Below are 15,206 nucleotides of genomic sequence, written 5' to 3'. Positions count from 1 at the left end.
AAATGCTATCGGGACGTCAGGATCAGATCTTTTTGAAGATCAGGGAACCGTTGGTGCCGCCGAAGCCGAAGGAGTTACACAGGGTGTACTCCATACCGCTAACCTGACGCGCTTCGTGAGGAACGAAGTCCAGATCGCAACCTTCATCCGGGTTATCCAGGTTGATGGTTGGCGGAACAGCCTGATCGCGCAGCGCAAGGATGGAGTAGATTGACTCTACTGCACCCGCCGCACCCAACAGGTGACCGGTCATGGACTTGGTGGAGCTCACCATTACGCGGCTGGCAGATTCGCCGAAGATAGACTTAACCGCCTGAGCTTCAGCTTTATCGCCTGCAGGTGTAGAAGTACCGTGCGCGTTCACGTAGCCAATTTGTGCTGGGGTAATACCCGCATCACGAATCGCGTTTTCCATCGCCAGCGCAGCACCCGCGCCGTTCTCAGGAGGAGACGTCATGTGGTAAGCATCGCTGCTCATGCCGAAACCAACGATTTCAGCATAAATTTTCGCGCCGCGTTTTTTCGCGTGTTCGTACTCTTCCAGTACGATCATGCCCGCCCCGTCGCCCAGCACGAAGCCGTCACGGTCTTTATCCCACGGACGGCTCGCCGCCTGCGGGTTATCATTGCGGGTAGACAGCGCACGCGCCGCACCAAAACCGCCGACACCCAGTGGGGTACTGGCTTTTTCAGCACCGCCCGCAACCATAGCATCTGCATCGCCGTACGCAATAATGCGCGCGGCCTGGCCGATGTTATGTACGCCAGACGTACAGGCAGTCGCGATAGAAATGCTTGGCCCACGCAGGCCGAACATGATGGTCAGGTGACCCGCCACCATGTTAACAATCGTGGACGGAACGAAGAACGGGCTGATCTTACGCGGGCCGCCACTCATCAGAGATGTATGGTTTTCCTCGATCAGGCCAAGACCGCCAATCCCGGAGCCGATAGCGGCGCCAATACGGGTTGCGTTCTCTTCCGTAATCACAAGGCCAGAATCCTGCATGGCCTGAACGCCAGCGACAATTCCATATTGAATGAAGGCATCCATCTTGCGCTGTTCTTTGCGCGAGATGATCTCTTCACAGTTAAAATCCTTTACTAAGCCAGCAAATTTCGTTGCATAGGCGCTAGTATCGAAATGGTCGATTAGGCTGATGCCGCTCTGACCGGCAAGGAGAGCTTTCCAGGTGGACTCTACGGTATTGCCGACAGGAGACAACATGCCAAGTCCGGTCACAACTACACGACGCTTAGACACGTTTGTCCTCCAGGGAGGGATAAAAAAAGAGATTCGTGGGACTAAAAAAGATAAAACTCAGGCGGTCGAATGACCGCCTGGAGATGTTCACTTACGCCTGGTGACCGTTGATGTAATCAATGGCAGCCTGAACGGTGGTGATCTTCTCAGCTTCTTCGTCCGGAATCTCAGTATCAAACTCTTCTTCCAGAGCCATTACCAGCTCAACGGTGTCAAGAGAATCTGCGCCCAGGTCTTCAACGAAGGAAGCGGAGTTCACAACTTCTTCCTGCTTAACGCCCAGCTGTTCGCCGATAATTTTCTTAACGCGTTCTTCGATAGTGCTCATACTCTTAAATTTCCTATCAAAACTCGCTTTCGCGATGGTTTTCGTAGTGTATAAAATGTTGAAAAATTTGCAACTAAATCCCGGCAGTTCGTACCACGATTTTACGTTATTTTGAGGCCATTTGCCCTAATAACGCAAATATTTTTCTACACGTCATCATCCAGGCTGTCTCTGCGTTGGCTGCGCCCTCTAATCCCGGTCACATAGTAATCTATGCTCCCAGGCTTCTCGGTCTTGCCGCCTTGATCCAACCAGAATGATTTAGTGTATCTCGTGGTTAAACCATATACATCCCGCCGTTGACGTGGAGGGTCTCACCAGTGATGTAACCCGCTTCGTCAGAGGCTAAAAATGCAACCGCACTGGCGATTTCTTTAGGGTCGCCAAGACGACCCGCCGGAACTGCCGCCAGCGTACCCGCACGCTGCTCATCAGTCAGCGCACGCGTCATGTCCGTTTCAATAAAGCCCGGAGCAACAACGTTTACCGTAATACCGCGGGACGCGACTTCACGCGCCAGCGACTTACTGAAACCAATCAGACCTGCTTTCGCCGCAGCGTAGTTAGCCTGACCAGCATTTCCCATGGTACCAACCACAGAACCGACAGTGATAATACGTCCATGACGCTTTTTCATCATAGCGCGCATTACCGCTTTTGACAGACGGAATACAGATGACAGGTTGGTTTCGATGATATCGTTCCACTCGTCGTCTTTCATTCGCATTAACAGGTTATCGCGAGTGATCCCGGCATTGTTTACCAGAATATCCACTTCACCAAACTCTGCGCGAATATTTTCCAGAACAGATTCGATAGATGCAGGTTCGGTCACATTCAGTACCAGACCTTTACCATTTGCACCCAGATACTCGCTGATGGCCTGAGCGCCATTCTCGCTGGTTGCTGTACCAATCACCTTCGCGCCGCGCGCAACCAGTGTTTCAGCAATTGCACGCCCGATACCGCGGCTCGCGCCAGTGACCAGGGCGATTTTTCCTTCAAAACTCATGGTATTCCTCTTTTATTGCGAGAGTGCCGCTGACATCGCTTCCGGCTCGTTAATTGCCGAGGCTGTCAGGGTGTCAACAATACGTTTTGTCAGACCGGTGAGGACTTTACCTGGGCCGACTTCATACAGGTGCTCAACGCCCTGAGCGGCCATAAACTCAACGGTTTTAGTCCACTGTACCGGGCTGTAGAGCTGGCGAACCAGCGCGTCACGGATCGCTTCCGGCGTGGTTTCGCATTTCACATCGACGTTGTTCACAACGGAAATCGTCGGCGCGTTAAACGTAATTTTTTCCAGCTCAACCGCCAGTTTCTCGGCAGCAGGCTTCATCAACGCACAGTGAGACGGCACGCTGACCGGCAGCGGCAGCGCACGCTTAGCACCCGCTGCTTTACAGGCCGCACCCGCACGTTCAACCGCTTCTTTATGACCGGCAATAACCACCTGGCCCGGCGAGTTGAAGTTTACCGGAGAGACAACCTGGCCTTCAGCAGATTCTTCACACGCTTTTGCAATTGCAGCATCATCCAGACCGATGATGGCAGACATGCCGCCCGTACCTTCCGGCACCGCTTCCTGCATGAATTTACCGCGCAGTTCAACCAGACGTACCGCGTCAGCAAACGCGATCACGCCGGCACACACCAGCGCAGAGTATTCACCCAGGCTGTGACCCGCGAGCAGCGCTGGCGCTTTACCGCCCTGCTGCTGCCAGACACGCCACAGCGCAACGGACGCGGTCAGCAGCGCTGGCTGGGTCTGCCAGGTTTTGTTCAGTTCTTCGGCCGGCCCCTGCTGGGTCAGCGCCCATAAATCATAACCCAGTGCATCAGAAGCTTCACGGAAAGTCTCTTCAATTACCGGATAGCGTGCTGCCATTTCAGACAACATCCCAACGGTTTGAGAGCCCTGGCCCGGGAACACAAAAGCAAATTGCGTCATTTTTTATTCCTTATACTAGAAACGAACCAGCGCGGAACCCCAGGTGAACCCGCCACCGAAGGCTTCAAGCAAGACCAGCTGGCCCCGTTTGATTCGTCCATCGCGTACCGCTTCATCAAATGCGCACGGTACCGACGCCGCAGAGGTGTTGCCGTGACGATCCAGCGTCACCACAACGTTATCCATCGACATGCCCAGCTTTTTCGCGGTCGCGCTGATGATACGCAGGTTCGCCTGATGCGGCACCAGCCAGTCGAGTGCGGTACGCTCAAGGTTATTCGCTTCCAGCGTTTCATCAACGATGTGTGCAAGCTCGGTTACCGCCACCTTGAACACCTCGTTCCCTGCCATAGTCAGGTAAATCGAGTTGTCCGGATTAACGCGATCGGCGTTAGGCAGGGTCAACAGTTCGCCATAGCTGCCATCAGCATGCAGATGCGTAGAGATGATACCTGGCTCTTCGGACTGCCCCAGCAGCACTGCACCCGCACCATCACCAAAAATAATGATCGTTCCACGATCGGTTGGATCGCAGGTACGCGCCAGCACGTCAGCACCGATCACCAGCGCATATTTAACGGCACCGGATTTCACGTACTGATCGGCGACGCTCAGCGCATAGGTGAAGCCTGCGCACGCGGCAGCGACGTCAAACGCCGGACAGCCTTTAATGCCGAGCATGTTTTGCACCTGGCACGCTGCGCTTGGGAAAGCATGCGTGGCAGACGTCGTGGCGACCACGATCAAACCAATCTGTTCTTTATCAATGCCCGCCATTTCGATAGCACGCTGTGCGGCTTCGTAACCCATGGTCGACACGGTTTCGTCTGGCGCGGCAATACGACGTTCACGGATACCTGTGCGCGTGACAATCCACTCGTCAGACGTATCTACCATTTTTTCCAGATCGGCGTTGGTACGCACTTGTTTTGGCAGGTAGCTGCCGGTACCTAAAATCTTCGTATACATGTACGCTCAGTCACTTTTAGCTAATACAGATTCCAGGCGAGCGGCAATCCGCTGAGGGACTTGTCGCTGCACCGCCTGCACTGCCTGTTCAATCGCGACAGCAAATGCTCGCTGATTGGCGGCGCCATGACTCTTAATCACGATGCCGCGCAATCCTAACAGACAGGCGCCATTATACTGGTCGGGGTTGAGGTGACTGAATCGCCGCGTCAGGCTCTTTTGTAACCAACGCTTCAATAAAATCAGCCACCAGGCGCTTTTTTTGCCTTCTCCCTGAGATTTCAGCAGAGAAAGAAACATGCGTACGACCCCTTCCATGGTCTTCAACGTGACGTTTCCGGTGAAGCCATCGCACACCAGAACATCCGTTTTACCCGTCAACAACTCATTGGCTTCGAGATAACCAATATAGTTGATGGAGGGAACCTGTTTGAGCAATTCAGCCGCTTCGCGAATGCTGTCCAGGCCTTTGGTCTCTTCTTCACCAATGTTCAGTAACGCAACACGGGGAGTGTTGATCCCGACAACTTCTTCTGCCAGCACCGATCCCATCACGGCAAACTGAGCCAGCATAGTACTATCACAGTCGACGTTAGCGCCCAAATCGAGCACCACCGTCTTGCCCTTTTGCTGATGCGGTAACACCGTTACCAGCGCCGGGCGCTCAATACCTTCAATAGGTTTGAGCAGCAATTTCGACAGCCCCATCAGCGCGCCGGTATTTCCCGCGCTGACGCAAGCCTGAGCTCGCCCTTCTTTCACCAGCTCCAGCGCTATCCGCATAGAGCTGCCACGACTATTGCGAATCGCCTGCGAGGGTCGGGCATCACTGGCAATAACTGACTGCGCAGGAATAATCTGCAGACGCGAACGTTGTTCAAAGTCAGCTTTTGCGAGTAATGGCGTGATTGCGTCGGGATTGCCGACTAAAAGAAGTGTGAGTTGCGAATTAGAATTCAGTGCCTGCAATGCTGCAGGCACTGTCACGGAAGGGCCAAAATCTCCCCCCATGACATCTAACGCCAGGGTTAGACGTGTCAAGGTATCGTCGCAGCCTGGTTCGGTAAATTCCCCGTTTGCACGGGGAAATCCTCACTAAGCCTAATCACGCTTGCGCGTGATTACTTAGTGATAACCTTGCGGCCGCGGTAGAAACCGTCAGCGGTGATGTGGTGACGCAGGTGTTTCTCACCAGAAGTCTTGTCTACAGACAGGCTGGTAACTGCAGTCAGCGCGTCATGGGAACGACGCATGCCACGTTTGGAACGGGTTGGTTTATTCTGTTGTACGGCCATGGACCTTACTCCTCAATTACTTACGCTTTAAGCTGGCTAATACGGCAAATGGGTTTGGTTTTTGCGCTTCATCAGGCAGTTCCCCAAAGACCATGTCCGCCTCGGACACTTCACAGTGTTCAGAATCATGCACCGGAACCACTGGCAAGGTGAGGATGATTTCATCTTCAACCAGAGCCAGAAGATCGATTTCACCGAATTCGTTAACCTCAATCGGCTCATACGCTTCCGGGAGTGCTTCAGCCTGTTCGTCAGAACGAACGGGACTGAAACAATACGTTGTGTGAACATGCTGTACAAACGGTTTCCCGCAACGCTGACACTCGAGCGTTACCGTCACCTTTGCATCACCGGTTAAAACGGCGAGACGCTGGTTGTCGATAGCGAACGACATGGAGCATTCTACATCACTGTCCACACTGACTACGGATTCGGCAATACGCTCAGCCTGATCGGAAGTATAGATACCTTCGTAATCGAGGCGTTTTTGAGCCGTACGAACCGGATCAAGAGTCAGGGGTAATTTTACCTTTTGCATAGGGCGCGCATATTAACTTTGTAACGTCATAGAGTCAAAGAAAAAGGCAACCAGAGCTGCCTTTTGCCAATTATTCGCACACATTGCGGCCTGTAGTTTAAAATGGCTGGCATCGATACGCTATATCTGGTGATAAAAATATGCCAAATCTCGTCCTTGCTTCCACTTCTCCCTACCGCCGAACGCTGCTGGAAAAGCTCGGGATCCCGTTTGAATGCGCCGCGCCAGAGGTTGATGAGACGCCACAGCCGGGCGAATCACCGCGTCATCTGGTGATGCGTCTTGCTAAGGAGAAAGCGCAGTCGCTGGCCGCACGTTATCCCGCACATTTGATTATAGGCTCCGACCAGGTTTGCGTACTGGACGGCGAAATCACCGGCAAGCCCCATACGGAGGAGAACGCCTGCCAGCAGCTTCTGCGAGCGCGAGGCACTATCGTGACCTTTTATACCGGCCTGGCACTCTATAACTCCGCCACCGGTCATCTGCAAACCGAATGCGAGCCGTTCGACGTACACTTCCGCCATCTCAGCGAGCAAGAGATCGTGGATTATGTGCGCCGGGAACGTCCGCTGAACTGCGCAGGAAGCTTTAAAAGTGAAGGATTGGGAATTGCGCTGTTCGACAAGCTGGACGGTCGCGATCCCAACACGCTGGTGGGGTTACCGTTGATTGCCCTGTGTCAGATGTTAAGACGAGAAGAGTGTAATCCGCTGACCATGTGACTTTTGCCCAGCGGCGCTTCGCTTGCATGGGCCTACTGAACTGCGGCCTGATGCCCTCACCCCGGCCCTCTCCCACAGGGAGAGGGAGCAAACATTAAAAACGACAACATTCGTTGCCGTTTTACGTTTACCTTAGCCGCGCAGAACCTTAAGACAGCGTTTCAACTGCTCATCCAGCGGCGCTTCAATACGGATGACTTCCCCCGTATTAGGATGGGTAAACTTCAGCGCTGCCGCATGCAGGAACAGACGCGACAGCCCCGTCCCCGCCAGCTGCTTATCAAACTCGCGGTCGCCATAGCGGTCATCAAAGGCAATTGGGTGCCCTGCAAACTGCGTATGCACGCGGATCTGGTGAGTACGGCCGGTCACCGGACTGCAGCGCACCAGCGTGGCAAACTCATAGCGCTCTTCAACCTTAAAGCGCGTCTCAGACGGTTTCCCTTCCTGGCTTACGCGGACAATACGTTCGCCGCTTTGCAGAATGTTCTTCAGCAGCGGCGCCTGCACCACTTTTACATGGGACTGCCACTGACCGCGCACCAGCGCCAGGTAGTCTTTCTGCATCCCTTTCTCACGCAGCTGTTCATGCAGAGAACGCAGCGCAGAACGCTTTTTCGCCACCAGCAGTACGCCAGAGGTGTCACGGTCAAGACGGTGCACCAGCTCAAGGAAACGCGCTTCTGGGCGCAGGGCACGCAGTCCTTCAATCACGCCGAAGCTCAGACCGCTGCCGCCATGGACAGCCGTTCCTGACGGTTTATTGAGCACCAGAATATGGTCATCTTCGTAAAGGATCACATCGCTCAGGGCCGCCACTTTCTGTAGCTTCGGTGAAACGGTCTCTTCTTCACGTTCCGCAACGCGCACCGGCGGAATACGTACTTCATCGCCCGCCTCGAGTTTGTACTCGGGCTTCACGCGTTTTTTGTTCACCCGTACCTCGCCCTTGCGCAGGATGCGGTAAATCATGCTCTTTGGTACACCTTTCAACTGGGTGCGCAAAAAGTTATCGATACGTTGCCCCGCTTCATCTTCGGCGATGGCAACCATTTTTACGGCTGGAGTCTCTGTTTTCATGGTTGGCGATTCTAAATATCGTCAGCCATTAGCGCCACTCATTTTTCTATGCTTATATTTACTTTTATTCGGCCAGCTCCCCTTTTCGCGCAACCGATTTGGTGGTTATTAAACCAATCGCCATTCTGAAGTGAAGAAACTGTGAGTAACCGGGTGATAATTGGTAAAAGTCATCTTGCTATAACCCGGCGAGCAGTGGAATAATGAGGCTGTTTTCCGTGTTAAATCCTGGTTAAGTAAGGATGTTGACGGAATGACCAATTTTGTCTGACCGATCATCCACGCAGCAATGGCGTAAGACGTATTGATCTTTCAGGCAGTTAGCGGGCTGCGGGTTGCAGTACTTCCCGGTATAAGGATTGTTCTCTGGAGAGTTCTACCCAGGCAATTCCCCTGATAATTGCGCTGTGTTTCCGTATGAAATACAGGCAACCGACACTCTGCGCCTCTTAAGCGAGCGACAACCGTGAGGTTGGCGACGTGAACAGACACGAGGCCATCGGTTCATACCCCGGAAAGCGTCACCTTGCCCGCAGCTTTGTCGTCAATGTAAGAATAACGAGTAAGTTACGATGAAAAGAATGTTAATCAACGCAACTCAGCAAGAAGAGTTGCGTGTCGCCCTTGTGGATGGGCAGCGCCTGTACGATCTGGATATCGAAAGTCCTGGACACGAACAGAAAAAAGCGAACATTTACAAAGGTAAAATCACCCGCATTGAACCAAGCCTTGAAGCTGCATTTGTCGATTACGGTGCTGAGCGTCATGGTTTCCTCCCTCTGAAAGAAATCGCCCGCGAATATTTCCCCGCAAACTACAACGCCCATGGCCGCCCAAACATCAAAGATGTTCTGCGTGAAGGTCAGGAAGTTATCGTTCAGATTGATAAAGAAGAGCGTGGCAACAAAGGTGCCGCACTGACCACCTTTATCAGCCTGGCAGGGAGCTATCTGGTTCTGATGCCTAACAACCCGCGTGCGGGTGGCATCTCTCGCCGTATCGAAGGTGATGACCGTACCGAGCTGAAAGAAGCGCTGGCAAGCCTTGAACTGCCTGATGGCATGGGGCTTATCGTGCGTACCGCAGGCGTAGGCAAATCAGCCGAAGCGCTGCAGTGGGACCTGAGCTTCCGTCTGAAGCACTGGGAAGCCATTCAGAAAGCAGCTGAAAGCCGCCCTGCTCCGTTCCTGATCCACCAGGAAAGCAACGTTATCGTGCGTGCCTTCCGTGATTACCTGCGTCAGGACATCGGTGAGATTCTGATCGATAACCCGAAAGTGCTTGAGCTGGCGCGCCAGCACATCGCCGCGCTGGGTCGTCCGGATTTCACCAGCAAAATTAAACTGTACACCGGTGAAATCCCGCTGTTCAGCCACTATCAGATCGAATCCCAGATTGAGTCCGCCTTCCAGCGTGAAGTGCGTCTGCCATCCGGCGGTTCTATCGTTATCGATACCACTGAAGCGCTGACCGCTATCGACATCAACTCCGCGCGTGCTACACGCGGTGGCGATATCGAAGAGACCGCCTACAACACTAACCTCGAAGCCGCTGATGAAATCGCCCGCCAGCTCCGCCTGCGCGACCTGGGTGGTCTGATTGTTATCGACTTCATCGACATGACCCCGGTACGCCACCAGCGTGCGGTTGAAAACCGTCTGCGCGAAGCGGTGCGTCAGGACAGGGCGCGTATCCAGATTAGCCATATTTCACGCTTTGGCCTGCTGGAGATGTCCCGTCAGCGTCTGAGCCCGTCTCTCGGCGAGTCCAGCCATCACGTTTGTCCGCGCTGCTCCGGCACCGGTACCGTGCGTGATAACGAATCGCTGTCCCTCTCCATTCTGCGTCTGATTGAAGAAGAAGCGCTGAAAGAGAACACCAAAGAGGTTCACGCCATTGTGCCGGTGCCCGTTGCCTCTTACCTGCTTAACGAAAAACGTGCAGCGGTAAGTGCGATTGAAGCGCGTCAGGGTGGCGTTCGCTGCATCATCGTGCCAAACGACCAGATGCAGACCCCACACTATCACGTGCTGCGCGTGCGTAAGGGCGAAGAGACGACCACCCTCAGCTACCTGCTGCCGAAGCTGCATGAAGAAGAGATGTCCCTGCCTTCCGATGAAGAGCCAGCCGAGCGCAAACTGCCAGAGCAGCCTGCGTTAGCGACCTTCATCATGCCTGAAGCACCACCGGAAGCAGCTCTGGAAAAACCTGCTGCCAAACCTGCAGCGCAGAAACCAGAAGCCGCGGTAGCAAAAGCCCAGCCGGCACAGCCGGGTCTGCTGAGCCGCTTCTTTGGCGCGCTGAAGAAGATGTTTGCTGAAGAAGACGTTCAGCCAGAGCAGCCGAAAGAAGAGCCAAAAGCGGCCAAGCCAGAGCGTCAGCAGGACCGCCGTAAGCGTCAGAACAACCGCCGCGATCGTAACGACCGCAGCGATCGCAATGACCGCAGCGAGCGTCGTGACAACCGTGACAACCGTGACAACCGCTCTGAGAATAACGAAGGCCGTGAGCAACGCGAAGACAACCGTCGCAACCGTCGCGAGAAACAACAGCCGAATGTTGAAGACCGTGAAATTCGCCAGCAAGCGGGCGATGAGTCTGAGAAGAGCAAACAGCGTGACGACCAGCAGCCGCGCCGTGAACGCAGCCGTCGCCGTAACGACGAGAAGCGTCAGGCACAGCAGGAAGTCAAAAACCTGAACCGCGAAGAGCCTGTTGAACAGCAGGACGGCGAGCAGGAAGAACGCACTCAGGTAATGCCGCGTCGTAAGCAGCGCCAGCTTTCTCAGAAAGTTCGCTTCGCCTCTGAAGCAACCGAAGAGTCAGGCGCTATCGCGGTTGAAACCAGCGAGAGCGCAACCGGTACGCAGCTGGCGAAAGTTGATCTGCCAGCGGTCGTTGAAAACAACGTTGAGCAGGATGATAACGGCGAAAACCGTGATAACGCCGGTATGCCGCGCCGTTCACGTCGTTCTCCACGTCATCTGCGCGTCAGCGGCCAGCGCCGTCGTCGCTATCGTGACGAGCGTTACCCGACTCAGTCGCCAATGCCGCTGACCATTGCCTGTGCTTCGCCAGAAATGGCCTCCGGCAAAGTCTGGATCCGCTACCCGGTTGCTCGCCCGGAGCAGGTTGTTGAAGAACAGCCTGTAACCGAAGAGGTGATTGCACCGGCAGCCGCGGTAGACGCTGTCGTGACTGAAGCGGCAACCGTGGTTGAACCTGAGGTTGTTGAACCTGAGGTTGTTGAAGCTGAAGCACCTCACGCAGTGGAAGTTGAAACCACCCATCCAGAAGTGATTGCCGCGCCGGTTGATGCCGCACCGCAGCTTATCGCCGAAGAAGATACCGTGGTGGCTGAGGAAGTCGCTGAAGAGTCTGAACCTGTAGCCGCAGTGGAAGACACCGCTGAAACCCTGGTTGAAACCACCACTGAAGAAGTCGTTCAGGACGTTGAGATTCAGGTTGAACCGGTTGTCGAAGAAGCGAAAGCGCCAGAGGTGAAACCTGAGCCGGTTGTTTCTGCGCCAGCCGCAGCCCACGTGGCGACAGCACCAATGACGCGCGCCCCGGCGCCGGATTACGTGCCAGAAGCCCCGCGTCACAGTGACTGGGTACGCCCGGCCTTCAGCTTCGACGGTAAAGGCGCTGCAGGCGGCCACAGTGCAACGCATCAGGCGACTGCACCGGCGACGCGTCCGCAGTCTGTCGAATAACGACGCTGAAAGTAAAAAGCCGACCTTCGGGTCGGCTTTTTTTATGGCTGCTGCACGGGCTTTCTCATTCCGGTCACCTCAGGCATGACCTGCCGCATCAACTCCAGAAAACGCCGCAAGCGTGCCGGATAATAACGGGACCAGGGGTAAACAAGATGCACCGGTAACGCCGCTGGCTGCCACTCTGGCAGCAAATGCACCAGCCGCCCTTCCCGAATATCATCCTGTACCGTCCAGCTGGATACCACCGCCACGCCAAGCCCGGTGAGCGCCGTGTTGCGTGCGACATACAGGCTGTCGGTGCTCAGCCGTGGCGTAATAGCAATCCGCGCGGTGGCGGGTGATGCATCGTGAAAAAGCTCCACATGGCGCTGGTAGAATGAGCTGATCGCTATCCAGGGAAACTGCTGCAAATCCTCCGGCGTGGTAACCGACGGGAAACGGGCCAGCAGTGCCGGTGAAGCCACCACCGAGCGCGGCACTTCGGCCAGCAGCACGGACACGGTCGCCGGATCGACTTCCACGCCCACCCGAATCGCACAGTCAAGGTTGTCGCCGAGGAAGTCCGCCGACCGATCGTTGAGCATCCACTCAATCGAAAGCTGCGGATAGCGTTGCAAAAACTCGGTTACGGGTTTCAGAAGCTGGTCCTGACCAAACGCGTGCGGAGCGCGTACCCGCAGCACGCCTACCGGCTCATCTTCCGTCTGCCCCACCTCATCTTCCAGCGCCAGCCAGCTGTCAATCACCCGACGGGCGTGCTGATAGCAGCGCTCGCCGTCATCCGTCAGCCGCGTCGTGTGGGTGGTGCGCAACATCAGGCGCACGCCCAGCATGGTTTCAAGCGACTGTAACCGTCTGCTTACCGTGGCCTGGGTAGTGGCCAGCTGCCGTGCCGCCGCTGAGAGGGAGCCCGCCTCCACAATACGAACAAACGTCCGCATTAACTCCACCCTGTCTATACGCTCAACTCTTTTCATCGCATTTTCACTTATACGTTCAACGTATAAGCGTTTTACCACCGGGCCCGCTACCGTCGCAAGGCGTACTGATAAAAAATAGCCTCACACGACGAATGAGGAACATCTTATGAACACAACAACCGCCGCCCATGCCGTGAGCCGCTGGGTAATCTTAATGCTGGCGATAGGTGCAGGTTTCAGCGTGGCATCTATCTATTATGCCCAGCCTCTGCTGCCGCTGATGGGCGCAGACCTTCACCTGAGTATCGAAGGAATGGGGTTGGTCCCAACGCTCACCCAGGCGGGATATGCCCTGGGGATCCTGTTCCTGCTCCCGCTCGGCGATCGCCACGACCGCAGGACGTTAATCCTGATAAAAAGTGCGGCGCTGGCGCTGTTTCTTCTCGGCTGCAGCCTGACCGGGCAGATCCACTCTCTGCTGCTGGCCAGCCTGCTCATCGGCATGGCCGCCACCATGGCACAGGATATCGTCCCTGCCGCAGCCATCCTTGCGCCGGAAGGTAAACAGGGGAAAACCGTGGGTACGGTAATGACCGGGCTGCTGATGGGGATCTTATTATCAAGAACCGTGAGCGGCGTGGTGGGCGAAGCGTTTGGCTGGCGCGTCATGTACCAGCTGGCGGCGGCGAGCATTGCGTTCGTCGGGGTGATGATGTGGTTTGTGCTTCCGCGTTTTGCCATTCACTCCACGCTGAGCTACCCCGCGCTGATGCGCTCAATGGAACATCTGTGGCGTCGCTATCCGGCGCTGCGCCGTGCGGCGCTGGCTCAGGGCTTCCTGTCGATTGCCTTCAGCGCCTTCTGGTCTACGCTTGCGGTCATGCTGCTGGAACGCTATCACCTGGGTAGTGCCGTAGCGGGTGGTTTTGGTATTGCAGGTGCCGCCGGTGCGTTAGCTGCCCCGCTGGCAGGGAGTCTGGCGGACAAACTGGGCGCAGGAAAAGTCACGCAGATTGGTGCCGCTCTTGTGACCGTTTCATTCGCCCTGATGTTCCTGATGCCCGCGCTGGGCGTTCATGGACAGCTGATTCTGATCGCCATCTCCGCCGTCGGGTTCGACCTGGGTCTGCAGTCCAGCCTGGTCGCTCACCAGAACCTGGTATACAGTCTTGAACCGCAGGCGCGCGGTCGTCTCAACGCCCTGCTCTTTACGGTGGTCTTTATCGGGATGGCGCTGGGTTCCGCGTTAGGCAGCAATATCTACTCGCTGGCCGGCTGGACGGGCGTGGTCGCGCTGGCGACGGTCTGTGGCGTCATTGCGCTGGCAATCCGTCTGATAGAAAGCGCACGAGTCACCTCCGCATCAGCAGAAGTTGCATAAAAAAAATGCCCAATCCAGACGGATTGGGCAGTAAAACATGCCCAGTTTCAAGACATGTTCCAAGAGGTCAAGATGTTATTTGTTCAGCTGGAACAGAGACATGCCCTGCATATCGCTAAACGCTTTATAAGACGCCTGCAAGGCCGCCTGCTGCATGGTGTAAGAGGAAATCGCTTCGTTCCAGTCAACATCCACCAGGTCACTCATCTGCTTGGTCTGACCCAGCGCGCGGTCATCACCCAGCGTGTCGAGTTTTTCCAGCTCGTTCATCTTGGTTCCCACATCCGCAACGACCGTCAGGACATTGTTCTGGGAGTTTTTGATGCCGATTTGCGCATTGGCAATCACCTGGCTTTGCGCCGTTGCGGCAGCCGGATCGTTCTCAATCGGTGTCTTCAGCGAGGCAATAGCAGAATCCAGGATTTTGAACATGTTGGTCTGGCCATATCCACCGCCCGGCAGCTGTTCCGCATTACTGGTAATGCTTTCGAAAATTTGCTGGCCGGTATGGCTAATGGTCATATTTCGCGCCGTATCAACCTGCTGCGTGATGGCCTCAGCGCCGCCGTTGTAATCCCCGGTCGCGGCATCAAACGGTGCGCTCTCGGTTTTGTATCCCGCAAAGATAAAGCGACCATTACCATCCGTCGTGTTGGCCAGGTTCATCAGCTGATCGCGGATCCCCTGAATATCGGTTGCCAGAGAAAGACGGTCGTCATCGCTTAATGTGCCGTTTGACGCATAAACGAGCTTCTCGCGCACGCTTGAGATCGCGGTGTTGACCTGGGTTAACACGTTATCTTCCAGCGAGACCTTCTGCGTTGCAAAGGTACGCGCGAGCGCAAACTGGCTGTTTTGCGACTGAGACTGTGACAGAACGATGGCCTGCGACGCGGCGATAGGATCGTCCGAAGGACGATTGACGCGCTTGCCGGTGGACATCTGCTCACCGTAGCTCAGCCATCTGCTCTGGGAATCGGTGATCCCACGCATGTTCTGCTCGTACATCATCTGGGTGCTAATACGCATTGTT

The 15,206-nt window shown here is 55.3% G+C and carries 14 protein-coding genes; 3 read left to right on the top strand and 11 right to left on the bottom strand.

All coding sequences use genetic code 11. The annotated features are described in order from the left end of the window. Positions 1–22: 22 nt before the first annotated feature. The 8 genes from fabF to yceD all read right to left on the bottom strand — a co-directional run bounded on the left by fabF (position 23) and on the right by yceD (position 6,348). Positions 23–1,264, bottom strand: a complete 1,242-nt coding sequence (fabF, locus tag UR289_RS03985; RefSeq protein WP_320709182.1) for a beta-ketoacyl-ACP synthase II — start codon at positions 1,262–1,264, stop codon at positions 23–25. Positions 1,265–1,355: 91 nt separating this feature from the next. Further along, positions 1,356–1,592, bottom strand: coding sequence for an acyl carrier protein (acpP, locus tag UR289_RS03980; RefSeq protein ID WP_003857954.1), 237 nt, complete (start codon positions 1,590–1,592; stop codon positions 1,356–1,358). Between the two features lie 277 nt (positions 1,593–1,869). Then, positions 1,870–2,604 carry a 3-oxoacyl-ACP reductase FabG gene (gene fabG / locus UR289_RS03975; RefSeq protein WP_008500795.1) on the bottom strand — a complete coding sequence of 245 codons (735 nt, stop codon included), beginning with the start codon at positions 2,602–2,604 and terminating at the stop codon, positions 1,870–1,872. 12 nt (positions 2,605–2,616) lie between these two features. Continuing rightward, positions 2,617–3,546, bottom strand: coding sequence for an ACP S-malonyltransferase (gene fabD / locus UR289_RS03970; RefSeq protein WP_033145214.1), 930 nt, complete (start codon positions 3,544–3,546; stop codon positions 2,617–2,619). Positions 3,547–3,561: 15 nt separating this feature from the next. After that, on the bottom strand, positions 3,562–4,515 hold the full coding sequence (locus UR289_RS03965; RefSeq protein ID WP_023311150.1) for a beta-ketoacyl-ACP synthase III: 954 nt from the start codon (positions 4,513–4,515) through the stop codon (positions 3,562–3,564). Between the two features lie 6 nt (positions 4,516–4,521). Beyond that, a complete protein-coding gene (plsX, locus tag UR289_RS03960) occupies positions 4,522–5,556 on the bottom strand; it encodes a phosphate acyltransferase PlsX (protein ID WP_060568787.1) in 1,035 nt (344 codons plus the stop codon). Between the two features lie 80 nt (positions 5,557–5,636). Further along, entirely contained in the window at positions 5,637–5,810 is a 174-nt protein-coding gene (gene rpmF / locus UR289_RS03955) for a 50S ribosomal protein L32 (RefSeq protein ID WP_003857964.1), read from the bottom strand. A gap of 16 nt (positions 5,811–5,826) precedes the next feature. Then, a complete protein-coding gene (gene yceD / locus UR289_RS03950) occupies positions 5,827–6,348 on the bottom strand; it encodes a 23S rRNA accumulation protein YceD (protein WP_014883375.1) in 522 nt (173 codons plus the stop codon). Between the two features lie 140 nt (positions 6,349–6,488). Here yceD and UR289_RS03945 point away from each other — a divergent pair, with 140 nt between their 5' ends. Next, on the top strand, positions 6,489–7,073 hold the full coding sequence (locus UR289_RS03945; RefSeq protein WP_032658016.1) for a Maf family protein: 585 nt from the start codon (positions 6,489–6,491) through the stop codon (positions 7,071–7,073). Positions 7,074–7,205: 132 nt separating this feature from the next. Here the strand turns inward: UR289_RS03945 and rluC are convergent, their stop codons facing one another. After that, positions 7,206–8,153 carry a 23S rRNA pseudouridine(955/2504/2580) synthase RluC gene (gene rluC / locus UR289_RS03940; protein WP_021240761.1) on the bottom strand — a complete coding sequence of 316 codons (948 nt, stop codon included), beginning with the start codon at positions 8,151–8,153 and terminating at the stop codon, positions 7,206–7,208. 572 nt (positions 8,154–8,725) lie between these two features. Here rluC and rne point away from each other — a divergent pair. Further along, positions 8,726–11,869 (top strand): ribonuclease E, encoded by a 3,144-nt coding sequence (rne, locus tag UR289_RS03935; RefSeq protein WP_320709181.1) that lies wholly within the window; start codon positions 8,726–8,728, stop codon positions 11,867–11,869. Positions 11,870–11,910: 41 nt separating this feature from the next. On the opposite strand, the gene UR289_RS03930 is transcribed toward rne, so the two are convergent. Continuing rightward, positions 11,911–12,813, bottom strand: coding sequence for a LysR family transcriptional regulator (locus UR289_RS03930; RefSeq protein ID WP_414146677.1), 903 nt, complete (start codon positions 12,811–12,813; stop codon positions 11,911–11,913). 145 nt (positions 12,814–12,958) lie between these two features. Between UR289_RS03930 and UR289_RS03925 the strand changes: the two genes are divergently transcribed. Further along, complete coding sequence (locus UR289_RS03925; protein ID WP_320709179.1) at positions 12,959–14,173, top strand: MFS transporter; 1,215 nt, start codon at positions 12,959–12,961, stop codon at positions 14,171–14,173. A 75-nt stretch (positions 14,174–14,248) separates the two neighbouring features. Here the strand turns inward: UR289_RS03925 and flgL are convergent, their stop codons facing one another. Beyond that, complete coding sequence (flgL, locus tag UR289_RS03920) at positions 14,249–15,202, bottom strand: flagellar hook-associated protein FlgL (protein ID WP_033145208.1); 954 nt, start codon at positions 15,200–15,202, stop codon at positions 14,249–14,251. Positions 15,203–15,206: the final 4 nt, after the last annotated feature.

This window comes from Enterobacter sp. 302C9, assembly GCF_034106085.1.
Taxonomy (GTDB): Bacteria; Pseudomonadota; Gammaproteobacteria; order Enterobacterales; family Enterobacteriaceae; genus Enterobacter; species Enterobacter asburiae_B.
This window is presented reverse-complemented; position numbering and strand designations above follow the sequence as displayed.